We start from the raw sequence: 22,908 nt of genomic DNA on the forward strand, positions 1-22,908 counted from the left end.
CTCGATTTTACTGTTGCAGCTAGCGTGCCAACTTTGAATTTATTGATTTTAAAGGGCTAGAGCGGTCTTGCTCTGGAGGAACTAGAGGAAATGCACTAACTTCGGGATTCGGTGCATTAAAATGGAGCAGTGTTAAAGTGTCAGAGGAAATAAAAGAGGCTAGCATCAAATGCTAGCCGTCTGATTGTTATTGAACTGGCCAACTCGTTTAGAAGTCGTAGCGAATACCTGCTTGTAACTCGTCATCACCCGAGTCGATTTGCTGGAACTTGTATCCTGCATATGTACGTAGGTGACCATTGAACTTATAAACGGCTTCGATAGCAAATTCATCTACGGTGTCTTCTTTAGAGCCTGCTTTTGGATCCACTTCTTGGAAGTTATAAACACCAACTAGCGATAGGTTTTTCATTGGTTTGTAGATAGCTGACAACTCGTAACCTGTGTAATCATCGTCCGCAATTGTGCCGATAGTAAAGAGGGCACCTAGAGTGAACGCATCCATTGAGTATTGGCCGACGAGGTTAAATTGGTCGTCATCATTGTCACCATTGCTTTGAGATACGTAACCTGCACCGATATCAAACGCGCCAAAGTTGTAAAGGCCAGCAAGACCAAAGCTATCTTTGTCTTTCGCATCAGAAGCGATGAAGTTTGCCTTAATAGTCAGTGCGTCAAACTCACCAGAGTAAAGGAAGTTGTTTTCACGTTTGTCTTTGTTGCCAGCAACGATATCTGCCGCTTCAGCACCAAATGTTGCCATTGTATCCGTAATATCTGTAAGCATTACCTGAGCAGAGTCTTGCTTACCGTAAGAAAACTCACCGATAGAGGTACCCAAGCCTGCGAAGAAGTAACGGTTTGTGATATCTGAGCTATCATCAAACTCCGCTTCGTACTTACCAAAGCCATATAAGTCGTCAGAGATTTGAGACTTGCCCTTTAAGTTAACACGAGCTCGTGATTTGTCTTTGAAAGAGCTGTTACCGTCTTTTTCATGTTTGTCAGAAATATTAAAACGCGCTTCTGCACGGCCGCCAACTTTTAAAGTTGTTCCTTCGTTATCGTAAACAGTTGCTGCGAATGATGGTGCCGATACCAATGCTGTTAAAACTGCAGTAGAGAGTGCTGCCTTTTTCATTTTCTTATTACCCTAGTTGTAATCGATGGGCTTACTTGCCCGATGAATTGATGACGCTAAGGTAAATCGTGAAAATGAAAGATAGATTTCCGTTAAGTTATGATTTGGTTGCATTTTTATTTCAAATGCATGAACCACATTCTATTCATGAAGGTAAAGGGATAAGGGGTTTTAGCTTTTTTGATGTTTCTGTTCTTTCTAATTGACAGGGTATTTTTAAAAAAGTTCCTAATCATATTTCTTACCTCAAAATGTAACATTAAATTTCAAGTTCTGTTCATTGTTTTACCAATAAACAATCACTTACCTATTTATTGCTCATTAAATGTAACAAAATGTTTCTATGGTTTAATGCTCGTAGCCAAGTTTACATATGAAAAACAGGTAAACGTTTGCCTGTTTTCTTTTTTCTTACATCTTTTCACTCTGCTCTTGGGAACTTCTGAAATACATTGATGGGCAGTTGTTAAGCAAAAGTGACGCAACATTGGCGGAAGAGATGAGCCAGTCCGCTTTTGTATAAAAATGACTTATAAACTAATACATAAATACATGGATTTTATAATGAACAAGAAATTATTAGCAGCAGCGATCGCAGCAGCAACTTTCGGTACTCAAGCAGTAGCAGTGGAGCTCTACAATAACGACGGCACTACTTTCTCTATCGGTGGTCACGTTTCTGTTAATGTGAATGGTTCAGAGCAAGGTGACACTGATGTGGGCCAAAACTCACCTCGTATCAACTTCAATGCAACTCATGACATTGGTAATGGCTTCACTGCCGATGCTCGTGGTGAATGGGCTCTAAACTATCTAGAAGGTGGCGAAAACTCTTTTACTACTCGTCTTGGCTACCTAGGTCTTACTCATGACACATATGGCCGTGCAGTAGCTGGTACTCAGTGGGCACCTTACTACGATATCGCTGGCGTTGCAGATATGCCAATCGCGTTTGCGAACGACTTTATTTACGACAACCACGGTAACCTAGGTACTGGTCGTGCAGAAAAAATGCTTTCTTACCGTAATGCGATTGAACTGGGTGAAGCTGGCGCTATTAACTTCGGTCTAGGTTGGCAAGGCAGCAACAGCGATGCATCGTCAGCATGGGAAATTGTAGGTGAAGCTAATGGTGAGCCAGTATATGAGAAAACATACTCAGGTGCTGATTACGATGATCGCTACCAACTAGCTCTTTCATACACTGTATTCGGTGCGCAGCTTGGCTACACATACAACACTGGTGATTTCACAAGCTCTGGTGCAAGCAAGAAAGAAACTGCTGAATCTCACCTAATCTCTGCGGCTTACGGTTCTTACGGTCAAGGCTTATACGTAGCAGGTGTATACGCTTCTAACGAAAACATGAACTCAGGCCTTGAAGAGAGCAAAGCGTACGAAGCTCTAATTGCCTACGCATTGCCAAGCAGCCTAAACCTAAGCTTGAACTACGAGATGGTTGAAGGCGAAGCGGCTAAGGGTGACAAGACAGAAACAACTCGTGAAGAGATGGCGGTACAAGCAGAGTACAACTTCACTTCTAAGTTTGTAGGTTTTGCTGGTTACCAATTTGATCTTAATAACGAAAATAACCGCAAAACAGACGACAAATGGGCAATCGGTGCTCGTTACTACCTATAATAGTAACCTGTCCTAGTTACTATAAAAGCCAGCCTCGTGCTGGCTTTTTTCATACTCGCCATTGTAAGAATTGGGGTAATCCGATTAAATTTATACTCTCTCAAAACGGGCTGAATGTCTTGTTTTTAACATCTCGAAAAGATAACTAGTGTCAACAACGTAACGTGTTGGATTATTATGCGTTTTTTGTTTTGCAGGGAAGAGCAATGAGCGTCATTCAGGTTGAAGAGAAGAAAGTCAAAGTCGGCAAAGTTCTTTGTGTTGGGCGTAATTACGTTGAGCACATTAAAGAGCTGGATAATGCCATGCCTGAGCAAATGGTGGTATTCAATAAACCTGCGACTTCTGTTTCAACCAAACTCATCGCATTCCATCAAGAGCCTTTGCATTACGAAGCAGAAATCTGCTTTCTGATCAAAGATGGTCAATACAGTGCGGTTGGACTCGGTCTGGATCTGACCAAACGCGGTTTACAATCTACCCTCAAAGAAAAAGGATTACCTTGGGAGCGCGCCAAAGCGTTTGATGGAGCTGCAGTGTTCAGTCGTTTCCGTTCCCTCCATGGTGTCAATATAGATGATCTCAACTTAGAGCTTTTGATTAACTGTGTTCATGTTCAAAAAGGGCACGTTAAACAGATGCTTTACCCCCCAATGAAAATCCTCGACGAACTGAAGAGCTACACAACGCTAGAAGATGGCGATGTTGTGATGACAGGCACACCAAAAGGCGTGGGAGAAGTACATCAAGGCGATGTCTTCCTCGGGCGTTTGAAGTGTGGAGACATCACCTTGTTAGAGATTGAATGGTTAGCGGGTTAGTAACCTCCCTACAACCAAATTCGAAGCAGTAAAAACGCCACCATACTCACAATTGTGGTGAGCAATACATTCTTAGTGAGGTATGCAATCACAGCGGCTAATAGCGCAGCCAATAGAAATGGGTTTTGCCAACTGATGCTCAGTTCACCTTCTGGTAGAAAAACAATTGGAGCCCAAATAGCAGTGAGTACTGCAGGGCTTGCATAGCTCAAGACTTTCTGAGTTCTAACCCCTAACTTAAGCGGCAATTTTGGTTCTAGAAATAGATAACGGCTAGTGAATACCAAGGCTGTCATGGCTAAGATAGACAAAAAGATCATTGGCGCTCCTCCGAGGTATCCTCAAGGTTTGGTGCTTTCGTCGTCAATGGTTCCACAAAATAGCCCGTCAACATGGCGAGAACACTCGCGAACATCAAGCTTCCTTCCACTTGGAAATAATTCAGCGCCACTGAGCTGACTAACGCCACCAGCACACTAAACAACACGGGCATACTTTTGATCGTTGGCACTACAATCGCGATAAAGGTTGCAGCAACGGCAAATTCCAACCCGAGCTCATTCAGTTCAGGTATCAAACTGCCAGCGACTATGCCTGCTAGCGTTGCGAAGTTCCAAAATAAGTAGAAACTTAATCCAGCGCCTAGGGCATACCATCGATCAAATTGTTTATCGGATTGGTGCCCGACGATGGCAAATAGCTCATCAGTGAGTAAGAAGCCAAGTGAAAGACGCCACTTTAATGGCAAAGGCGAAATTTTACTGCGCATCGAGACACTATAAAGAAAATGTCGAGATGTAATGAAAAAGGTCGTCAGCAACATGGTAGTCAAGCCCGCGCCTGCTTTAATCATCCCCATGGCCACAAGCTGTGCGGAGCCTGCAAACAGAATAGCGGAAAGTGCCTGACCTTCCATAGGGTGTAAGCCAGTATCAATGGCAAATGAGCCCGCGAGTAAACCCCAAGGCAATACAGCGATGCTCAGTGGCATCATTGCGATGGTGCCTTGTAAAAAGAGCGAGGTCTTTGAGTCTTGATGCGTTGGCAAAGTAGTATCCATAATTTCAACTTGAATAGAAAAATATGCTGTTAAGGTATGCTGACCTCAGCATGTTGCCTTGTACAAAATTGCTAACAATGCTTGATGTACTGCCCGGGTGTTACACCCATGGCTTTTTTAAAGTGACGATGCAAATGGCTTTGGTCGTGAAAACCGCATTCTTGAGCAACATCGGAAATCTTTTGCCCTAGCTTGAGTAGCTTTTTCGCCATTCTTAGTCTTTGTTGAATTTGAAATGCGTGCGGTGGAAAGCCAAACTGCTTTTGAAACTCACGCAACAGGTGAAAAGGGCTCAAGCCCGCCAATTTGGCAAGTTCTTCTAAAGAGACATCGGCTTGAGGAAAGTCTTCAAGAAACTCTTTGACCAGCTGCACTTGCCTTTGTGCTTTTGTTGCGTCTTGAAGCGGGGCTCGATGTGTACTGTGCTTGCTGGCAAGTTTGACTAACGTACCGTAGACAAGTGTCTCTCTTAGTAAGCGGTTATCGGACTTCTCTAGAGTATCGAATACCAACCGAAGTTGGTTCGCGAGTTCTGGATCGTAAACAACGGGTTGGGTGAAGTATGGTTGAGCTACATTGGGTGCGCCGAGTTCTTCACCGAGTGTTTGAAATTGCTCTGGCACGGGGTACATGGCCTTGTATTCCCAGCCTCCTTCTGACGCTGAATGCCCGTTATGTACTTCGTCTGCATTCACCAGAATGATGCTGTCTTGCGGCGCAATATGGTTGCCGCCAGTGCGAAAGAACTGTTGTGCGCCTTTTTCGATTACGCCAATGGTGTAGCCTTCATGACTATGGCGAGAGAAGTTTTGCTTTTCGTATTTTGCATCGAGCAGCTCCAAGCCACCCAGCTCTTGAGCAATTTTAAAAGTCGCGATTTCCTTATTCTTTTCTTTCATCTCTTTTTGTTTTGCTCAAGTGTCAGGCTTGTTGCTTTGAAGTCTACCGGATACATCCTGCTTATTTTTGTACAAAATTGCTATCGGTATTAAAAATAAACATCAAAAAGGTTAATTGTTTTTAAATTGAGCATAAAACCTTTTGTATTTTCTGATTTTATCTTGCGGTAAAGGTATTTGGTCTGGTTGTTATCTATTCATTGGTATAAGATCCGCCGCCTGTTTTTGAATAGCTAGTTCCACCATGATCGATTTATCTGTACTTCCTGTTTATCTCACCGCTGTTATTGCGCTTCTTCTATTGCCTGGGCCAGACATGCTGCTAATAGCCAGCTCTAGCATGAGTTATGGTAAGAAAGTCGGTTTGTTCGCAAGTTTAGGCAATGCAACATCAGGCGTAATCTTAACCTTACTGGCAGCAATGGGCGTATCGACCTTAATTGCGATGAGTCCAATCGCGTTAAAAGTGCTTCATCTACTTGGTGGCGCGTACTTACTAAAAATGGGATGGGACTGCTTACGAGCGGACGCTTCAGCTGCACCAGAGCTAGATCAGAAGAACAAAATGGCGTCGACTTACTATCAGCGTGCATTGATGAGTAACCTGCTGAACCCTAAAGCCTTAGTGTTCTTCGTGATGTTTTTGCCACAGTTTGTATCTAGCAACATTACCGCATCCTCGGGTGAGCAGATGCTTGCGCTTGGTTTGCTTTTAAACGTATTGGGATTGCTATTCAACATCTTGTTGGTTGCGCTGGCGGGTACATTAGGCAAAGGGTTACTGGAAAATGAAAAATTCCGCATGTACCAAGGCAAGTTAATGGGCTTGGTTTTCGTTATCCTTGCGGTATGGATGCTCAGTAGCTTCGCGATGTAAGGTGTAGGAACAATCAGATTTTTAAACAAAAGCCAGCACTCGCTGGCTTTTTGTTTTAGTATCACACTGATTTCCAAGGAGTGGCTGTATGAAACTTGAATTTAAACTCAATCCAGAACAAAACGATCTCGACTTTATCCGTGATGGCATCCGTGCTTATAACAACATGCACCTTCCGGATGGGGATGTAGACGCTGTTGGTTGTTTTGCTCGTAATGACGAGGGCAAGATTGTTGGCGGGCTCACGGGTGAAATGTTCAATAACACTGTGTTCGTTGAATACCTTTGGGTTGATGCAGATGCGCGCACGTCGGGGGTAGGAAGCAAACTGATTGCTTTACTAGAAGAGCAAGTGAAGCCACACGGGGTGACGCATTTGTATCTCGATACTTATAGCTTCCAAGCGCTCGACTTTTACTTGAAACTGGGCTTTGAAAAAGTCGGTCAGTATTCGGGTTACCCTGCCGCGGGTATCGATAAACACTTCTTGCAAAAGCAGATTGTTTGATTCGTTTTGAATAGAACAAAAAGAGGCGCTCGATGCGCCTCTTTTGCTATTTACTATTGTCACAGAGTCGATGCTTCAAGCTTGGATTACAAACTTTGTTGATGTGCTTCGATCAGGGCATTCATCTTCGCTTCCGCTGCTTGGTTAGCTTGTGCGTAATCCATTTCTGCAGGGAAGTCGCTGATAACTTCGTAGTAACACTTCAACTTAGGCTCCGTACCTGAAGGGCGAACAATCACACGTGATTTATCTTCTAGGTGGTAAATAAGTACGTCACTCGCTGGTAAGTTGATGGCTTCTGTTGGACCATCGGTTACGAAGCGAAGTGATGACTTTAGATCCTCAATGACTTCAATACGCTTACCGGCGATCTCTTTCGGTGGATTTGCGCGAAGCTTGTCACCGATTGGTGGTGATTTAGGATCAAGAGCAATGCTGCGCTGTGCGTTAAAGTAGAAACCGTGTTGGCGGTATAACTCTTCTAACTTATCCCAAAGCGTTTTGCCTTGTGCTTTTAGCTTACCTGTCAATTGAGAGAAAGCGACCAGTGCTGACAAGCCATCTTTATCCCATACCTTGTTTCCTACGGTGTAGCCAAGCGCTTCTTCGTAAGCGAATAGGAATGGATTAGCCTCTGTCTCTTGCGTCATTGCTACGTTGGTTAGCCATTTAAAGCCCGTTAGCGTTTGGTAGTATTCTGCTCCGTGTGATTTAGCAATGCTGCTCAATAGGCGAGAAGACACAATTGTATTACCAACGAGCGCGTTTGGTTGACCTTGCAGTAAGTAATCACCAAACAATGAACCCACTTGGTCACCCGTCAGCATTTGGTATTCGCCATCTGGGCGTTTTACTGCCACCGCAAAGCGGTCTGCGTCAGGGTCGTTTGCGCAGGCAATATCGGCATCGACAGATTTACCTAGCGCCATCACCATGTCCATCGCGCCTGCTTCTTCCGGGTTCGGGAAGTTTACGGTAGGAAATGTGCCGTCTGGTTCACGCTGTTCCGAAACACTTGCCACTTTCTCAAAGCCAGCATCTGCAAGTAACGTTTCTGCCATTTCCGCTCCGACACCATGCATTGCCGTGTAAACGATCGAGATATCTGTGTTGTTATCTGGCGTAAGCAGTGCGTTGTCATTCATTGCTTTGCGGTACGTTTGGTAGTACTCGTCTTCAAGCCAAACCAACAATCCTTTTTGCTTTGCATCATCTAGAGACATCAGAGGAAGCGGTTTAGTTGTTGCATCATCAATTTTTGCAGCAATACCAGAATCGTGCGGTGGAATAATCTGTGCGCCATTTTCCCAGTAGACTTTAAAGCCATTGTACTCAGGCGGGTTATGGCTTGCGGTAACGACAACAGCAGCTGCTGCATTCAGTTCACGGACACCAAAAGCAACAATCGGCGTCGCCGCTACTTTATAGGTCAGGTAGACCTTGATGCCCAAAGCAGTCAGTACGGAAGCTGTATCGTGTGCGAACTGTTTAGAATCCGGACGCCCATCATAGCCGATAACAACACCGCGAGACGATGCATCTTTCACTTGTTCAATCAGGTAGTGGCCGAGACCTGTCGCGGTTTCTTGAATCACTAAGCGGTTCATGCGATTTGGGCCTGCGCCCACTTTGCCACGTAGGCCTGCAGTACCAAAAGCTAGGCGTGATCCGAATCGATCTGTCAGTTCCAGTTCGTTGTTAGCATCGACGAGCTGCTGAAGCTCTTCGCGAGTTTTAGGGTCAGGGTCTCGTGCTAGCCATTGGGTAATTTGTGCTGTCATATTCGTCTTTCCTTAGCAGGGGGAGCCTACTTGTTTAGACACTTTTATCTAGAAAGTGTCTCAATGTTTTCTATTTACTAATGTAAATGGTTATCAATTACATTTCAAAGAGGGCAATCGATAAACCGAATTTATTTTTTCAACCTGTACAGAATTTATTCATAGTTAATTTCTTGAAGAACTATTGAACTATAACTAGCCTTTTAACATAAATATAACAAAGAGTGCTGAAATCGTAGTTTTTGTGATTTTTCGTAAATTTGTTCGATATTTGCATCGGGAAGCAAGGAAGCTCGCGTAAGCGCAGCGGCTGAGCAGAGGAGAGATCTTTTGAAAAGATTAGCAACTACTCTAGCCTTATTAACGAATGTGATTTTTATCACATTTTCGTCGTCAAGTTGGTCAGAGCAAAATGATTACAACATGACGCGGGGTGTTACGGGGATCAGTGAGCAAGTGTATGAATTACATATGCTGATCTTCTATATATGCTGCGCCATTGCCTTTATTGTATTTGGTGTGATGTTCTATTCCATCTTCCGACACCGCAAGTCAAAAGGGGCAGTTGCGGCTAATTTCCACGAAAGCACCAAAGTGGAGATTATCTGGACTGTCATCCCCGTCATTATTCTTGTCGCGATGGCGATTCCAGCAACCAAAACACTGGTTGCGATGGAAGACACTAGCCAATCAGACCTCACCGTTAAAATTACTGGTTCTCAATGGAAGTGGCATTACAGCTATTTTGGTGAGGATGTCGAATTCTTCAGTTTACTCGCAACGAGCCAGAAAGAAATTGATGGTATTGAAGCAAAAGGGGCGCACTACTTACTCGAAGTGGATAACCCGCTCGTTCTGCCTATCAATCGTAAAGTTCGCTTCTTAATGACCTCAGACGATGTGATTCACTCATGGTGGGTGCCTGACTTCGCGGTGAAGAAAGACACCATCCCAGGTTTTATCAATGAAGCGTGGACCAAGATTGATGAGCCGGGCGTTTATCGCGGTCAGTGTGCCGAGCTTTGTGGTCGAGCACATGGGTTTATGCCAGTAGTTGTTCATGCAATGGCAGAAGACGACTTTGACCAGTGGATGTTAGACAAGAAGCAAGAGCTTGCTTTACAAAAAGCGGCCGCACAAGAAGCGTTGACTCAAGATCTGTCGATGGAAGATTTGATGGGGCAAGGCGAGTCGATTTACACCGCGCGTTGTGCCGTGTGCCATCAAGCAAATGGTGAAGGCATTCCGGGCGCATTCCCGGCGATTAAAGGCAGCGAAATAGCTAAAGGCCCGGTTATGGCTCACATCGATGTACTAGTAAACGGTCGTGCAGGGACAGCGATGCAAGCTTTTGCTAACCAACTTAGCGACCAGGAAATTGCTGCTGTTATTACCTATCAACGAAATGCTTGGGGAAATGACACTGGCGATACCGTTCAAGCATCCGATGTTAACGCCTTTAAGGCACAAGACAGTGCTAAGGAGGAAATATGAGTAAGCCAATTGAAAAAGCGGTGAAGTCTGCTCCAGCAGAAGCGCAAACGACCGCAAATACCACCATTGCGATTGAAGACGATCACGACCATCATCACGCGCCGAAAGGACTAACGCGTTGGCTCTACTCCACCAGCCATAAAGATATCGGTACGCTTTACTTGTGGTTTAGCTTTGCCATGTTCCTTACTGGCGGAGCAATGGCGATGATCATTCGCGCTGAGCTATTCCAACCGGGTTTGCAATTGGTTGATCCTCAGTTCTTTAACCAGATGACAACCGTGCATGGGCTTGTAATGGTATTTGGTGCCGTCATGCCTGCGTTTACTGGCTTAGCCAACTGGATGATTCCAATGATGATTGGCGCGCCGGATATGGCGTTACCACGAATGAACAACTTGAGTTTTTGGATCTTACCTTTTGCTTTCCTCATTTTGATCGGCTCTTTGTTCTTACCGGGTGGTGGTCCTGATTTCGGCTGGACCTTCTACGCGCCACTCTCTACAACTTATGGCCCTGACAGCACGGCATTGTTTGTATTCTCAGTACACATCATGGGTATCAGTTCCATCATGGGGGCCATCAACGTCATCGTGACGATTGTAAATATGCGCGCACCGGGCATGACTTGGTTCAAGCTGCCTATGTTTGTCTGGACTTGGCTGATTACTGCGTTCTTACTGATTGCGGTGATGCCGGTATTAGCGGGTGCGGTGACCATGGTTTTAACCGACAAGTACTTTGGCACTAGCTTCTTTGATGCTGCTGGTGGCGGTGACCCGGTGATGTTCCAACACATCTTCTGGTTCTTCGGTCACCCAGAGGTATACATCATGATCTTGCCGTCGTTTGGGATTATTTCGGCAATCATTCCGGCTTTCAGTGGTAAAAAACTGTTTGGTTACCATTCGATGGTTTACGCGACTTGTAGTATTGCGTTGCTTTCATTCCTAGTCTGGGCACACCATATGTTTACCACGGGGATGCCGGTATTCGCGGAACTCTTCTTTATGTACTGCACCATGTTGATTGCGGTGCCAACTGGGGTGAAAGTGTTTAACTGGGTGGCGACCATGTGGCGCGGAGCCATGACGTTTGAGACGCCGATGTTATTTGCGATCGCCTTTATTGTCTTATTCACGATAGGTGGTTTCTCCGGCTTGATGTTGGCCATTGTGCCAGCAGACTTCCAATACCACGACACGTACTTTGTTGTCGCTCACTTCCATTATGTCTTGGTATCAGGTGCGGTGTTCTCGATTATGGCAGCGGCGTATTACTGGCTACCGAAGTGGACGGGCAATATGTACGACCAAAAGCTCAGTCTGTGGCATTTCTGGTGTTCCATCATCTCGGTCAACGTATTGTTCTTCCCAATGCACTTCTTGGGTTTAGCGGGGATGCCAAGACGTATTCCTGATTACGCCATCCAGTTTGCGGACATTAACCAAATTGTATCGATAGGCGGGTTTGCCTTTGGCTTGTCTCAACTTATCTTCCTGTGGTTGGTGATCAAATGTATTCATGGTGGTGAAAAAGCAACAGCCAAACCATGGGAACGTGCAGAAGGTTTAGAGTGGACGGTGCCAAGTCCTGCTCCTCATCATACGTTCACAACACCGCCAAAAGTTGATTAAGAAAGCGTAAGGTGAGTGAGATGCAAAGTACTTCATCCAATAAGAAACTCACTATCAAGTTGCTGTTAGCGACTGCGCTGATGTTCGGCTTCGGTTTTGCTCTTGTGCCACTCTACGACATCATGTGCGATGCGCTTGGCATTAACGGCAAAACCAGTGATGTGGCAGCGATTCAACCCACGGGTATGCAAGCAGATATCACCAGAACCATTCGCGTGGAATTTATGGCACACGTAAGCCCAGATATGCCTTGGGAATTCAAACCCAAGGTTGTATCCATGGATGTTCATCCGGGCGAAGTGATTCAAACTGAATATCTTGCATTTAATCAAAGTGGTGAAGACTTGGTAGGGCAAGCTGTCCCATCCGTATCGCCGGGTACTGGTGCGGCTTACTTCAATAAAATCGAGTGTTTTTGCTTCAATCAACAACCATTGGAAGGTAAGCAACAAGCGAGTATGCCTTTGATTTTCTACATTGAACCGGATGTGCCGGATTCAATTCATACATTGACCTTGTCTTACACACTCTACAAATTTCCTCCTCAATCGGGCGAGTCGTCGGTAGTTAGCCTCTCAAGGAGTGAGCAACAGGCGGGTGAGCGTCTGTAAGGAGAGAACTTATGAGTAACAAGCCTGAGACCTATTATGTTCCTGCACAGAGCAGCTGGCCTATTGTTGGGGCATTTGCGTTATTCCTTGTTGCGGTCGGTGCTGGGATGACGGTTCAAGGTACCCAAAGTGATGGAGCGGTTGGCACACTTGGCGGCATTATTCTCGCGGTTGGTATGCTGTTTCTGCTTTACATGCTAGCAGGGTGGTTCAGTAACGTTATCACGGAGTCCCTTACCGGAAAATACAGTGCGCAAATCACGCGTTCATTTAGGCAAGGAATGAGTTGGTTCATCTTTTCAGAAGTGATGTTCTTTGGCGCGTTCTTTGGTGCTCTGTTTTACGCAAGAATGATTTCGGTACCTTGGTTAGGCGGTGCCGACAACAACTTCATGACCCATGAAGTGTTGTGGCCAAGTTTTGAGGCGATATGGCCACTCACCACGACGCCAGGTGGGGAAACAACGCAAGCTATGCCATGGCAAGGGATTCCATTAACCAACACTATATTGCTGTTATTGTCTTCGATTACCTTACATATGGCGCACATCAGCTTAGAACAAGACAAACGAACCGCACTGATTGTTTGGTTGGAAATCACTATCGTCTTGGCGGGCTTCTTCCTTTATTACCAAGCCGTTGAGTATGCGCACGCTTATCAAGACATTGGACTAACGCTGCAATCCGGTATTTACGGAAACACCTTCTTTATGCTGACGGGCTTTCATGGATTGCACGTTTGTCTCGGCACCATTTTTCTCATTGTATTGCTGTTCCGCATCGCCAAAGACCATTTCTCGCCGAAAGACCATTTTGCATTCCAAGCGGGCAGTTGGTATTGGCACTTCGTTGATGTGGTTTGGCTATGCTTGTTTGTTTTCGTTTATGTGCTGTAAAGCTAGTAAGGGCGAGGGTTAGGGGCAATCCATCCAGCCCCTAGAGCAATCAGAAGGAGTATCACGACTAACGCAGAAAACATGACACGACGACCGAGGTAATGGCTCATTGGTTTACCTTTTTTCGATGAATCTTCAGGGTCTTCGCGAACCATTTCGATAAGCGCTTTTGCGAGGTTAAAGATGATGAAAAGCAGCAAAAGGACAAGCGTTAATTTGAACAGAAATACGGTGGACATGGCACCTCCGGTTTCGTCGTCGATATTATCGAAATGGGTTTTGGTTGCTGTCTTTTTAACTGTGGCTGTGTTTTCTCTATTGGTCAAACTGGGCTATTGGCAATTGGAACGTGGCAATGAAAAGCAGTTTTTGGAGCAAGCGATTTTAGCAAGGGCAAATACCTCATATAAGGACATGTCTGAAGTATTGGAAATGAACGATTGGCGAGAAGAGAGTGTTATAGGGATTAAAGTAAAAGCGAATGTGACACCTGAACCACTCCCAATAGTTTTATTAGATAACCAGACGTATCAGAGCGAAGTGGGTTACCTTGCGTTTCAAATCGTGTCGATGTCTCATGATCCTGCGACTCTGACGTTGCTTGAACTTGGGTTTGTGAAGGGAGAACGCTCCAGAGCCGTGTTACCGAAGGTTGAACATCTGACTTCACCATATGACATCACCGGGCGTTTGTATCGTAAATCAACTAATCCGTTAAGTTCAGATCTGATGGCTGAAATCGGCGATACGATCAGAGTGCAAAACCTCAACATCAATCAACTTAGTCAACTACTTAACATTGAGTTAATGCCAACGGTCCTCCAACCCGACAATCTAACGCGATGGCCGTATTCATTTCCTTGGAACCCGTTACCTTTAACCAGTGCAAAGCACTTTGGCTATGCTTTTCAGTGGTTTGCTATGGCTGGTGTATTTTTGCTTATCACAATCCTGATTTTTATTCGTTGGATTCGACAACCACGCTCACAAGGAGGTGAAAAATGACAAATGCAGTCACGAAAGGACGAATTGTATTGGTGTCTCTGATTTGTCTATTTGCGCTCCCCGCGATTATTGCCAAGGTTGTATTGAGTCAAGGTTGGTACGAAACGGGAGTAACCAATCGAGGTGAATTGGTTGATCCATATATCACGCTCGAACAATTAGGTCAGCCATCGCCGTTAGAGGAAAAAGGTTGGCAGTTAGCCTATGTGTTGCCATCGGAGTGTAAAGAGCAATGTCAGCAACAAATACATTTGATGCAGCAAAGCCATATTGCATTAGGTAAATATCAGGAGCGTGTTGTGCCTGTTATATGGACCTCGGAAGAGGCGAATGACGTTGACCAGAGCATTGTGGTGATGCAAATGAATGACGCGCTTTCATCGAGAGTGAAAGCAGGTCAGGTGTTGATCGTCGATCCGCTCGGGCAGCTTGTAATGTCCTATACGCCAGAAGCAAACGAGGATTTGGTGCGGTTAAGTAAGGACGTATTGGCGGACTTACGAAAACTATTGAAGTTGTCACGCGTAGGCTAGGGAGGGGGCAATATGACGTTAAGTGGTTTGGTTAGGTTCAGCCTGTGTCTTACTCTTGTGGTCATCATGTTAGGCGCATATACGCGACTGGCTGATGCAGGTTTGGGGTGTCCAGATTGGCCGGGTTGCTACGGTCAGTTATTCGTTCCTCAAACCGAAGCCGAAGTCACGAAGGCAAATGCGTTGTTTCCGGAGCGCGCAGTGGAGCAAGGGAAAGCATGGTTAGAGATGATTCATCGTTACTTCGCTGGAACTTTAGGCATAGTCATTCTGATGATGGCAATCATGGCGGTGAGAGCAGAGCGAGTCGATCCGACGATTCCGGTCTTGCTTTGCATTCTTGTCCTTGGGCAAGCGGCATTAGGAATGTGGACTGTGACGTTAAAGTTGATGCCGGTGATTGTGATGCTGCATCTACTGGGTGGCTTTACGCTGCTTGCACTTCAAGCGGTATTCTATTGTCAATTACAAACTCGACACAGCGTGTACTTTTCGCCCTCCTCTAAAAATGTAAGAACCTTCTCCTTGCTGGCTTTTGGAGTGGTGCTGATGCAGGTTTTGCTTGGCGGTTGGACCTCATCAAACTATGCCGCTCTAATGTGCACTGCTTTACCAATATGTGAAGGGAACTGGACAAGCTATTTATCATGGAAAGAGGCGTTTTCGTTCTGGCAGGCAGGGGTTGATAACTATGAATTTGGTGTATTAGATTATCCAGCTCGAATGACGATCCATGTCAGTCACCGCATTGGTGCGATTGTTACTGCGTTCGTTGTGTTGGCATATTGCATTCTACTACTAAAACAAGATTCACATCATTCTCAACGTCTCGGTATCTGGATTGGCTGTGCTTTGACTTGCCAGATTTTACTGGGTGTTAGCAATGTTGTGTTCCAACTGCCTATCTATGTAGCGGTGGCGCACAATCTCGGTGCAGCCATCATGCTTACACTTATCTGCGTTAGTCAGTTCTATTTATGGCAAGGAAGGGCTCGTTGGAGTCATCAAGCGAAAGGAGTTCGCTATGAGTAAAGAAATCGCATTACCTCTAGAAAGTGGTAAGAAAAAGATTGGTTCAACCTATTTAAAACTGACAAAGCCCAAAGTGGTCGCCCTAATGCTTATCACAGCTGTCGTTGGTATGAGCTTGGCTCCGGTTGTTGACTTCCCATGGCTACAAGCTGCGATAGGTCTCATTGGCATTGGTTTGATGGCGGGGTCGGCGGCAGCGTTTAATCATCTCATCGATCGCCGTATTGATGCGCGCATGGCTCGAACGCACAAACGACCATTACCTTCGGGCGATACCAATCCTATGTCTGTCGCGATTTTTGCTACTGCATTGGGGGTTATTGGTTTTGTGTTGCTTTATGCCTTGGTTAATCCACTAACAGCATGGATGACTTTCTTAAGTTTGCTAGGCTATGCGGTGGTTTATACCATGTACCTAAAGCGAGCGACGCCACAAAACATCGTGATTGCCGGAATTGCAGGCGCAATGCCGCCATTGCTTGGTTGGACGGCGGTAACTGGAGAGTTACACGCTCACGCTTGGTTGTTGGTGATGATTATTTTTATTTGGACACCACCACATTTCTGGGCGCTCGCGATTCATCGAGTTGAAGATTATCGCAAAGTGGATATTCCAATGCTCCCCGTGACTCATGGCATTGAATACACCAAAACTTCGATTCTTCTGTACACGATTCTACTCACGCTTGTTTGTATTCTTCCTGTGTTGGTGGGTATGGTTGGTTCGGTTTATCTTTTCTCTTCGCTGCTTCTCAATGCAGGTTTTATGTATCACGCTTGGAAGCTGAAGTTTTCCCCAGAGCAAAACAGCGCAATGGAAACCTTTAAATTCTCCATTTATCACTTACTCGCTCTGTTTGTTGCCTTGTTAGCTGATCACTACATTAGTTTGTTCTTTGCGTAATAAATGCGCTTTGTCAACGCTATTAAACCGTGCTTAATAGGCGCGGTTTTTATTTGTATCCCACATTGATTGCCATACGTTATGGAATCCACACCGTTTTGAAACTGCTTACCTAAGCTTATTCGCTAGCTATTGGTAACCTTTGAAGTGTTCTCTGATTGGCTATGGGAGCATCAGGTTATGCATTGCTGTTTACGAAGAAGAGCTTGAAGCAAGAGTGTGTGAGAGCGAACAACTATATTGTGTTAAACCATGTGCTAGTTCGGGAAGTTCGAGTGGTAAATACAAATAGGAGGCAAACAAAAAGGGATGCTGAAGCACCCCTTAGACTAGGAATTAGAGCACAAACTCTTATTCTGGTTGTACAAGTTCTTCGTATTGGAACTCAGGAACGAGTACTTCAACACGACGGTTCTTCTCACGACCTTCATGTGTGCTGTTGTCAGCAACAGGGTTTTCTTCACCCATACCTTTAACTGTAAAGCGGTCTGCGTCAATACCTGCAGCGATTAGGTAATCCGCAACAGATTGAGCACGACGCTCAGACAGTTTTTGGTTGTAAGCTTCTGGACCAGAGCTATCTGTGTAACCAGTGATTTCAACTTGAGCTTGTGGGTATTCATTCAAGAAGTTAACGAAGTTGTCTAGACGCTCAGATACCGAATCAGTTAGTTTCGCACTGTCGAATTCAAACGTACCTGTACCGTACTCTTCTTTGTGCGTCTTCGTCATCATCACTGGTTCTGGCTCAACGACTTCTTCTACCACTTCTTCTGTCACTACTGCCGCCGCTACTGGCGCTGCACCAAACGCATAGTTCAAACCAATACCGAAGAAGTTTGCGTCCATATCGTCAATCACATCGTCAGACATACCCTGATAACGTTGGTACTCGGCACGCAAGCTAAGGTTATCATCGATCGCATACTCTGCACCAAGTGAACCGGTTGGAACAAGATCTTTCTCATCACCAGAAATCATGTAAGCACCACCGATCTTAGCGAACAGGTTCCATGTATCGTTAAGAGGTAGATTGAATTTAGGTGCAAGCGTTAATGCCCATAGATCACCGTCAATGGTATTAGCACTATATGGACCGGTTTTAAAGTTAGCTTTGTAGTTGCCTAAATAATCGACACCATACTCTGCTGCTATATAATCGGTGAAGTTGTAACCAATGTGCATGCCAGCGGCAAAACCATCATCATCACAAGGGCTACTTAAATAGCACGCATCGTCTAGCGAGCTCATGCCTAGTTTGCCCCCGATGTACATCTCAGCATTTGCAACGTTAACGAAAGCACTACTGCCAGCGACCACTGCTGCTACTGCAATTGCTACTTTTTTCATAATGTTTCCTTGTATTGATTGCATATTAACTTCTACTTTGTTTACGAATTAGTGATTATAAGAACTTAGTTTAATAGCCGTGCTATTTAACATCAAGCTACAAAATCTTATACCTTGATACATATTTTGTCCTACAAGCTCCCACAAACTTTTGATATTTCTTACATTGTAGACGCTTTTTTTTCATTCGATTGAAAATATTAGATTATTTTTACCTTGAGGTGTAATTATTTTTTTACGGTGTGTTTTGTTTTGAACGTTAGTTGTTAATTTGCTTTTTTTGACAAAAAGTGTTTGCAACAAATGTCGCAAGCCTATAAGTTAAGGCTATCGATATAAGTAAATGTGCCCGCAACCCTTAATTTTACTCGTGTTGTGAATGATGTTGCAGTGAGTAAAGTAGGCGCCAATTTGTGGGACAGGGATAGTAACTAGGAAGTAGAAGTAATGTTTCAAACTGATGATGTAAGAATTAATAGAGTAAAAGAGTTATTGCCACCTGTAGCAGTACTAGAGAAATTTCCGGCAACTGAAACAGCTTCCACAACAACTTTTGAATGTCGTAATGCTATTCATAACATTCTTGAAGGAAAAGATGACCGTCTTCTCGTGATTGTCGGCCCATGTTCGATTCATGATCCAGACGCTGCGGTGGAATACGGTAAAAAACTGAAAGTACTTCGTGATGAACTCGGCGAGCAGCTGGAAGTTGTAATGCGTGTTTACTTTGAAAAACCGCGTACCACAGTAGGTTGGAAAGGACTCATTAATGACCCTTACCTAAACGACACTTACAAGCTGAATGATGGTCTTCGAATTGGTCGTAAGCTGTTACTTGATCTAACAGATATGGGGCTTCCTACAGCAAGTGAGTTCTTAGATATGATCACGCCACAGTACGTAGCGGACCTTATTAGCTGGGGTGCTATCGGTGCACGTACGACTGAATCTCAGGTACACCGTGAGCTAGCGTCAGGTTTGTCTTGCCCAGTTGGCTTCAAAAACGGTACAGACGGCAACATCAAGATCGCGAGTGATGCAATCCGTTCAGCAAGCGCATCTCACCACTTCTTATCTGTTACTAAGTATGGTCACTCTGCGATTGTCGAAACGGCAGGTAACCCTGACTGTCACATTATCCTACGTGGTGGTAAAGAGCCGAACTACAGTGCATCTCATGTAGCGCAAATCAAAGATGAGCTAGGTGCTGCAGGTCTACCGAAGAAAGTGATGATCGACTTTAGCCACGCGAACAGCTCTAAGCAGTTCAAGCGTCAAATGCTGGTTTCTGATGACGTATCGGAGCAGATTACTGGTGGTGAAGAGGCAATCTTCGGTGTGATGATTGAATCTCACCTGATTGAAGGTCGCCAAGATTTGGTTGATGGAAAAACTGCAACATACGGTCAATCGATTACTGATGCATGTATCGGCTGGGAAGATACAGAAACAGTTCTACGTCAGCTATCCGATGCAGTAAAAGCACGTCGCGCCAAGTAAACGTAAGCGTTTCAAATCCTTGAAAAGCCAGCACTCAGCTGGCTTTTTTAGTGCTCGAAATTGTTTTATCCCATTGATAGCCGAAATGACTCGATAACATAGGCCAATCTGTTGCACATATCCGATGTGTTTTAATCTCAAATCCGTTATGGTGTCTGAATAGATTAAAATATACTCAAGGATTGAGATGAATAAAAACGTCTGGCTACTCTCACTTTGCCAAGCTTTATTAATGACTGGGAACATACTTCTTATTTCCGTCATTGCTCTTATCGGCAAACAAATCGCGCCTTCTCCAAGTATGATCACGCTCCCTGTCGCATTTCAGTTTTTAGGATTGATGTCTGCGACTATTCCTGCTTCTTTAATTATGGGCAAACTTGGCCGCCGTTTAGGTTTCAGCTTGGGTAACGTTATTGGCATCCTTGGCGCATCATTGGCAATGTATGCGTTGTCGTTAGAGAACTTCACCTTGTTTTGTACTTCTACTTTTTTATTGGGAGTAGGGATTGGCTTCGGCACACTCTATCGATTTGCAGCGATTGAAGTTTGTGATGAATCTGCGAGGCACCGCGCAATTTCTATTTCAATGGCGGGTGGGGTATTAGCGGCAGTATTAGGACCAAACCTTGCAGTCTACTCACAAAAGTGGTCAAGTGATGGACTCTATATTAGTGCTTTTGCGGTACTCATTGTTTTGTACATCACGGCATTAGTATTGCTGCAAACGATACGATTTCCGCCAGCGCATGCTCAAAATGTCCATGCAAAGCCCGACACTCTCAAAGAAATAATCTATCGCCCTAACTTTATGATCGCAGTGTTAGCAGCGATGGTTGCTTATGCCGTAATGAATATACTAATGACGGCAACACCGCTAGCAATGATTGGCTGTGGCTTTGATTTTACAAGAGCTGCTGGGGTTATTGAATGGCATGTATTGGGGATGTTTGTTCCCGCTTTCTTTACCGGCAGCTTGATTGAGAAGTTTGGTGCAAAGAAGATGATATTGGCTGGCGGTGTACTGTTTATTGCTTGTATTGCGATTAATATGCATGGGCTTTCTATTTGGCATTTCAGTGCGGCGTTGATCTTACTCGGGGTTGGATGGAATTTTATGTTCATTGCAGCAACCAGCTTGTTTAGTCAGAGTTATAAAGCAAAGAATAAGAGTAAAGCACAGGCGTTCAACGAGTTTTTCGTGTTCAGTTGCGTCACCATTACCGCACTTTTATCTGGTTGGTTGGAGTCGACGGTAGGGTGGCAGAAATTGAACTTGTATGTATTGCCCTTTGTTTTACTGGTGATGGCAATATTCTTAGCGAAGGAAAGAAACACAGCCCAACAAGAGACGATTAACGAATAATGCCACTTGTTGAGTAAGTTATATTTTTGTTATTTGGCTCATATGCTTATCTTTGGCGAAAGATTGTAATAAAAGTCACCAGTTCGGAGTAAAAAGTGTCGTTTGGTTAAGACTTTTTCTCTAATATTTTGTAATAAGTTTGATATTTGTGTATATATCTCGCCACAAAAATAGAAATTTCAAAGAAAATTATATATGTCAGCCACTCTTTCCAATAAAGCTCAAGAAACCCTCGTAGGAGATTCTGACGAACTAGTCTCCACTACGGATCTCAAAGGCGTTATCACTTACTGTAATGACGCGTTTTGCAGAATTGCTGAATACAGTCACGATGAATTACTCGGACAAAACCACAATATCGTTCGTCACGGAGATATGCCAAAAGCTGCATTTGGTGATATGTGGGCGCGCCTAAAACAAGGAAAAGCGTGGCGGGGAATTGTAAAAAACAGCACCAAATCAGGTGGTTACTACTGGGTTGATGCTTATGTAACGCCCATTTATGAAGGCCGCCAAGTAGTGGGCTATCAATCGGTTCGTGTTAAGCCCAAGCGAGAGTGGGTAGATATTGCCTCTAAAGCGTACCAAGGGCTTCTAAAAGCAGAGAAATCTGGTCGAGCGTGGGCATTGAAGTTAAATGACACCTTGCGCTATGCGATTCTTCTGGGGGCGTTAGCTGCACCCGTAACAAGCTTTGCTCTGTCATTAGAAGGACCACTAGCTTGGCTTGCGACATTGCTTCCTGCTAGCGTTTTGGCTGTACTATTTCGCCAAGAGCTTATCGATACACCCCAACAGTTTAAAAATCTGCAAGCTCAATACGATAGTGTTAGCCGCCTCGTGTATTCCGGTAATAATCAATTCTCGATTGCCGACTTTCACATCAAGATGCTTTCAGCTCGCATCCGTACCGTTCTAGGGCGTATGACCGATTCCGCGCTACCATTGCAAAGCTGTGCGGAAGAGCTTAACAGTACCACAGCAGAAGTATCAGCGGCGTTAACTCAGCAGAACAAAGACATAAGGCAAGTTCGAGACGCGACTGAGTCGATGGAAGCTTCTGCAAACTCGGTTTCATCCAGCACGAACGATGCGCATCTATTGATAGATGATACGTTGCAGTCATGCCTGATGGCGAAAGAGACCATCGACCAAACCCATACCAACTTAGCTCAACTTAGCTTACAAGCTGAGAAAGCGACCGAAACGACATACCAATTGAGCGATCAAGCACAAAAGGTAAGTCAATTAATGGAAGAGATTGGGGGGATAGCCGATCAAACTAACCTGTTAGCGCTTAATGCTGCAATCGAAGCAGCGCGGGCGGGTGAACAAGGTCGTGGCTTTGCTGTTGTTGCTGATGAAGTAAGAGCGCTTTCTGGGCGTACTTCAAATGCGACTGAGCAAATTAAAGCATCCATCGACACCATGTTGACAACGATTCAGGGCTGGCAGAAAGATATTATTGCCAACAAAGAACAAACTGACACGTGCTCAAATGTCGCTGAGCAAAGCGCATTGCGTTTGTCTGAGGTAGAGCAGATGATGCAAACCATGAGTGGTTTGATGGTTAATGTCGCGGACTCTGCCAATAAACAGTTGCAGTTATCTAGTGACGTGAATCAGCACATTCATTCTATTGCCTCGACAGCAGAGCAGAACCTAGCGGCGACGCATTCTGTAGAGCAAAACAGTAAGCAGTTGAAAGAGCAAGTTCAAGACTTTTATCGACTTGCGAATCAGTTTGAAGAAAAGTGAATTCAATTTGGTTTTGCGAATCATTGTTGAAAATGGATAGATAAAATAAAGCCCCGCCTAAGCGGGGCTTTGCAGTTTTCAATTTCGCAATAGA

Annotated in this window: 22 protein-coding genes; 15 read left to right on the forward strand and 7 right to left on the reverse strand. The window is 44.7% G+C overall.

What is annotated here, in order from left to right; all coding sequences use genetic code 11:
* Positions 1 to 208 precede the first annotated feature (208 nt).
* Positions 209 to 1,141: a porin gene (locus BSZ04_RS07080; RefSeq protein WP_088879979.1), complete on the reverse strand. Its 933-nt coding sequence runs from the start codon at positions 1,139 to 1,141 to the stop codon at positions 209 to 211.
* Between the two features lie 564 nt (positions 1,142 to 1,705).
* Here BSZ04_RS07080 and BSZ04_RS07085 point away from each other — a divergent pair.
* Together BSZ04_RS07085 and BSZ04_RS07090 are read left to right on the forward strand one after the other, a co-directional pair.
* A complete protein-coding gene (locus tag BSZ04_RS07085) occupies positions 1,706 to 2,782 on the forward strand; it encodes a porin (protein ID WP_088879980.1) in 1,077 nt (358 codons plus the stop codon).
* A gap of 206 nt (positions 2,783 to 2,988) precedes the next feature.
* The gene (locus BSZ04_RS07090) at positions 2,989 to 3,603 is read left to right on the forward strand and encodes a fumarylacetoacetate hydrolase family protein (RefSeq protein WP_088879981.1); all 615 of its coding nucleotides are present in this window, start codon (positions 2,989 to 2,991) and stop codon (positions 3,601 to 3,603) included.
* Positions 3,604 to 3,611: 8 nt separating this feature from the next.
* Here the strand turns inward: BSZ04_RS07090 and BSZ04_RS07095 are convergent, their stop codons facing one another.
* The 3 genes from BSZ04_RS07095 to BSZ04_RS07105 form a co-directional block, all read right to left on the reverse strand.
* On the reverse strand, positions 3,612 to 3,923 hold the full coding sequence (locus BSZ04_RS07095) for an AzlD domain-containing protein (protein ID WP_088879982.1): 312 nt from the start codon (positions 3,921 to 3,923) through the stop codon (positions 3,612 to 3,614).
* A complete protein-coding gene (locus tag BSZ04_RS07100) occupies positions 3,920 to 4,663 on the reverse strand; it encodes an AzlC family ABC transporter permease (RefSeq protein ID WP_088879983.1) in 744 nt (247 codons plus the stop codon). Before BSZ04_RS07100 ends, BSZ04_RS07095 begins: the two co-directional genes overlap by 4 nt.
* Positions 4,664 to 4,734: 71 nt before the next feature.
* Positions 4,735 to 5,562 carry an AraC family transcriptional regulator gene (locus tag BSZ04_RS07105; RefSeq protein WP_038882926.1) on the reverse strand — a complete coding sequence of 276 codons (828 nt, stop codon included), beginning with the start codon at positions 5,560 to 5,562 and terminating at the stop codon, positions 4,735 to 4,737.
* Between the two features lie 244 nt (positions 5,563 to 5,806).
* On the opposite strand from BSZ04_RS07105, the gene BSZ04_RS07110 reads away from it, so the two are divergent.
* Both BSZ04_RS07110 and BSZ04_RS07115 read left to right on the forward strand, forming a co-directional pair.
* Positions 5,807 to 6,439: a LysE family translocator gene (locus BSZ04_RS07110; protein ID WP_010452582.1), complete on the forward strand. Its 633-nt coding sequence runs from the start codon at positions 5,807 to 5,809 to the stop codon at positions 6,437 to 6,439.
* An 88-nt stretch (positions 6,440 to 6,527) separates the two neighbouring features.
* Positions 6,528 to 6,947: a GNAT family N-acetyltransferase gene (locus BSZ04_RS07115; RefSeq protein WP_005426015.1), complete on the forward strand. Its 420-nt coding sequence runs from the start codon at positions 6,528 to 6,530 to the stop codon at positions 6,945 to 6,947.
* Positions 6,948 to 7,033: 86 nt separating this feature from the next.
* On the opposite strand, the gene BSZ04_RS07120 is transcribed toward BSZ04_RS07115, so the two are convergent.
* Positions 7,034 to 8,728, reverse strand: coding sequence for a phospho-sugar mutase (locus tag BSZ04_RS07120; protein WP_088879984.1), 1,695 nt, complete (start codon positions 8,726 to 8,728; stop codon positions 7,034 to 7,036).
* A 330-nt stretch (positions 8,729 to 9,058) separates the two neighbouring features.
* Here BSZ04_RS07120 and coxB point away from each other — a divergent pair, with 330 nt between their 5' ends.
* From coxB to BSZ04_RS07140, 4 genes are read left to right on the forward strand one after another with little or no spacing between them, the layout of a single operon-like run.
* Positions 9,059 to 10,222, forward strand: a complete 1,164-nt coding sequence (gene coxB, locus BSZ04_RS07125; protein WP_088879985.1) for a cytochrome c oxidase subunit II — start codon at positions 9,059 to 9,061, stop codon at positions 10,220 to 10,222.
* Positions 10,219 to 11,859, forward strand: a complete 1,641-nt coding sequence (ctaD, locus tag BSZ04_RS07130) for a cytochrome c oxidase subunit I (RefSeq protein ID WP_088879986.1) — start codon at positions 10,219 to 10,221, stop codon at positions 11,857 to 11,859. Before coxB ends, ctaD begins: the two co-directional genes overlap by 4 nt.
* 20 nt (positions 11,860 to 11,879) lie before the next feature.
* Entirely contained in the window at positions 11,880 to 12,470 is a 591-nt protein-coding gene (locus BSZ04_RS07135; RefSeq protein WP_088879987.1) for a cytochrome c oxidase assembly protein, read from the forward strand.
* A gap of 11 nt (positions 12,471 to 12,481) precedes the next feature.
* A complete protein-coding gene (locus BSZ04_RS07140; protein ID WP_010452572.1) occupies positions 12,482 to 13,366 on the forward strand; it encodes a cytochrome c oxidase subunit 3 in 885 nt (294 codons plus the stop codon).
* A 2-nt stretch (positions 13,367 to 13,368) separates the two neighbouring features.
* Here BSZ04_RS07140 and BSZ04_RS07145 read toward each other — a convergent pair whose 3' ends face one another.
* Positions 13,369 to 13,605, reverse strand: a complete 237-nt coding sequence (locus tag BSZ04_RS07145) for a DUF2909 family protein (protein ID WP_005425979.1) — start codon at positions 13,603 to 13,605, stop codon at positions 13,369 to 13,371.
* Between BSZ04_RS07145 and BSZ04_RS07150 the strand changes: the two genes are divergently transcribed.
* From BSZ04_RS07150 to cyoE, 4 genes are read left to right on the forward strand one after another with little or no spacing between them, the layout of a single operon-like run.
* Positions 13,604 to 14,371: an SURF1 family protein gene (locus BSZ04_RS07150; RefSeq protein WP_088879989.1), complete on the forward strand. Its 768-nt coding sequence runs from the start codon at positions 13,604 to 13,606 to the stop codon at positions 14,369 to 14,371. The two genes, BSZ04_RS07145 and BSZ04_RS07150, sit on opposite strands and share 2 nt — an antisense overlap.
* Positions 14,368 to 14,904, forward strand: a complete 537-nt coding sequence (locus tag BSZ04_RS07155; RefSeq protein WP_088879990.1) for a cytochrome oxidase biogenesis cluster protein — start codon at positions 14,368 to 14,370, stop codon at positions 14,902 to 14,904. Before BSZ04_RS07150 ends, BSZ04_RS07155 begins: the two co-directional genes overlap by 4 nt.
* Before the next feature lie 12 nt (positions 14,905 to 14,916).
* Positions 14,917 to 15,936: a COX15/CtaA family protein gene (locus tag BSZ04_RS07160; protein ID WP_088879991.1), complete on the forward strand. Its 1,020-nt coding sequence runs from the start codon at positions 14,917 to 14,919 to the stop codon at positions 15,934 to 15,936.
* On the forward strand, positions 15,929 to 16,840 hold the full coding sequence (cyoE, locus tag BSZ04_RS07165) for a heme o synthase (protein WP_088879992.1): 912 nt from the start codon (positions 15,929 to 15,931) through the stop codon (positions 16,838 to 16,840). The genes BSZ04_RS07160 and cyoE overlap by 8 nt, the downstream gene beginning before the upstream one ends.
* A 351-nt stretch (positions 16,841 to 17,191) precedes the next feature.
* On the opposite strand, the gene BSZ04_RS07170 is transcribed toward cyoE, so the two are convergent.
* Entirely contained in the window at positions 17,192 to 18,190 is a 999-nt protein-coding gene (locus BSZ04_RS07170; RefSeq protein ID WP_088879993.1) for an OmpA family protein, read from the reverse strand.
* Between the two features lie 447 nt (positions 18,191 to 18,637).
* On the opposite strand from BSZ04_RS07170, the gene aroG reads away from it, so the two are divergent.
* From aroG to BSZ04_RS07185, 3 genes are all read left to right on the forward strand, one after another.
* On the forward strand, positions 18,638 to 19,690 hold the full coding sequence (gene aroG / locus BSZ04_RS07175; RefSeq protein WP_088879994.1) for a 3-deoxy-7-phosphoheptulonate synthase AroG: 1,053 nt from the start codon (positions 18,638 to 18,640) through the stop codon (positions 19,688 to 19,690).
* A 187-nt stretch (positions 19,691 to 19,877) separates the two neighbouring features.
* Positions 19,878 to 21,056, forward strand: coding sequence for an MFS transporter (locus tag BSZ04_RS07180; protein ID WP_162531036.1), 1,179 nt, complete (start codon positions 19,878 to 19,880; stop codon positions 21,054 to 21,056).
* A gap of 195 nt (positions 21,057 to 21,251) precedes the next feature.
* Positions 21,252 to 22,814, forward strand: a complete 1,563-nt coding sequence (locus BSZ04_RS07185; RefSeq protein ID WP_088879996.1) for a methyl-accepting chemotaxis protein — start codon at positions 21,252 to 21,254, stop codon at positions 22,812 to 22,814.
* The last annotated feature ends 94 nt before the right edge of the window (positions 22,815 to 22,908 follow it).

Origin of the sequence: Vibrio rotiferianus, assembly GCF_002214395.1 — a bacterium.
GTDB lineage: Bacteria > Pseudomonadota > Gammaproteobacteria > Enterobacterales > Vibrionaceae > Vibrio > Vibrio rotiferianus.

What these genes read in the sequence shown, in the direction of transcription:
- BSZ04_RS07155 (WP_088879990.1), top strand. Translation starts at nt 14,368, where the DNA reads ATGACAAATGCAGTCACGAAAGGACGAATTGTATTGGTGTCTCTGATT.
- BSZ04_RS07185 (WP_088879996.1), top strand. Translation starts at nt 21,252, where the DNA reads ATGTCAGCCACTCTTTCCAATAAAGCTCAAGAAACCCTCGTAGGAGAT.
- BSZ04_RS07105 (WP_038882926.1), bottom strand. Translation starts at nt 5,562, where the DNA reads ATGAAAGAAAAGAATAAGGAAATCGCGACTTTTAAAATTGCTCAAGAG.
- BSZ04_RS07100 (WP_088879983.1), bottom strand. Translation starts at nt 4,663, where the DNA reads ATGGATACTACTTTGCCAACGCATCAAGACTCAAAGACCTCGCTCTTT.
- BSZ04_RS07170 (WP_088879993.1), bottom strand. Translation starts at nt 18,190, where the DNA reads ATGAAAAAAGTAGCAATTGCAGTAGCAGCAGTGGTCGCTGGCAGTAGT.
- BSZ04_RS07150 (WP_088879989.1), top strand. Translation starts at nt 13,604, where the DNA reads ATGGCACCTCCGGTTTCGTCGTCGATATTATCGAAATGGGTTTTGGTT.
- ctaD (WP_088879986.1), top strand. Translation starts at nt 10,219, where the DNA reads ATGAGTAAGCCAATTGAAAAAGCGGTGAAGTCTGCTCCAGCAGAAGCG.
- BSZ04_RS07110 (WP_010452582.1), top strand. Translation starts at nt 5,807, where the DNA reads ATGATCGATTTATCTGTACTTCCTGTTTATCTCACCGCTGTTATTGCG.
- BSZ04_RS07115 (WP_005426015.1), top strand. Translation starts at nt 6,528, where the DNA reads ATGAAACTTGAATTTAAACTCAATCCAGAACAAAACGATCTCGACTTT.
- BSZ04_RS07095 (WP_088879982.1), bottom strand. Translation starts at nt 3,923, where the DNA reads ATGATCTTTTTGTCTATCTTAGCCATGACAGCCTTGGTATTCACTAGC.
- BSZ04_RS07120 (WP_088879984.1), bottom strand. Translation starts at nt 8,728, where the DNA reads ATGACAGCACAAATTACCCAATGGCTAGCACGAGACCCTGACCCTAAA.
- BSZ04_RS07140 (WP_010452572.1), top strand. Translation starts at nt 12,482, where the DNA reads ATGAGTAACAAGCCTGAGACCTATTATGTTCCTGCACAGAGCAGCTGG.
- BSZ04_RS07145 (WP_005425979.1), bottom strand. Translation starts at nt 13,605, where the DNA reads ATGTCCACCGTATTTCTGTTCAAATTAACGCTTGTCCTTTTGCTGCTT.
- aroG (WP_088879994.1), top strand. Translation starts at nt 18,638, where the DNA reads ATGTTTCAAACTGATGATGTAAGAATTAATAGAGTAAAAGAGTTATTG.
- BSZ04_RS07090 (WP_088879981.1), top strand. Translation starts at nt 2,989, where the DNA reads ATGAGCGTCATTCAGGTTGAAGAGAAGAAAGTCAAAGTCGGCAAAGTT.
- BSZ04_RS07180 (WP_162531036.1), top strand. Translation starts at nt 19,878, where the DNA reads ATGAATAAAAACGTCTGGCTACTCTCACTTTGCCAAGCTTTATTAATG.
- BSZ04_RS07135 (WP_088879987.1), top strand. Translation starts at nt 11,880, where the DNA reads ATGCAAAGTACTTCATCCAATAAGAAACTCACTATCAAGTTGCTGTTA.
- cyoE (WP_088879992.1), top strand. Translation starts at nt 15,929, where the DNA reads ATGAGTAAAGAAATCGCATTACCTCTAGAAAGTGGTAAGAAAAAGATT.
- BSZ04_RS07085 (WP_088879980.1), top strand. Translation starts at nt 1,706, where the DNA reads ATGAACAAGAAATTATTAGCAGCAGCGATCGCAGCAGCAACTTTCGGT.
- BSZ04_RS07160 (WP_088879991.1), top strand. Translation starts at nt 14,917, where the DNA reads ATGACGTTAAGTGGTTTGGTTAGGTTCAGCCTGTGTCTTACTCTTGTG.
- BSZ04_RS07080 (WP_088879979.1), bottom strand. Translation starts at nt 1,141, where the DNA reads ATGAAAAAGGCAGCACTCTCTACTGCAGTTTTAACAGCATTGGTATCG.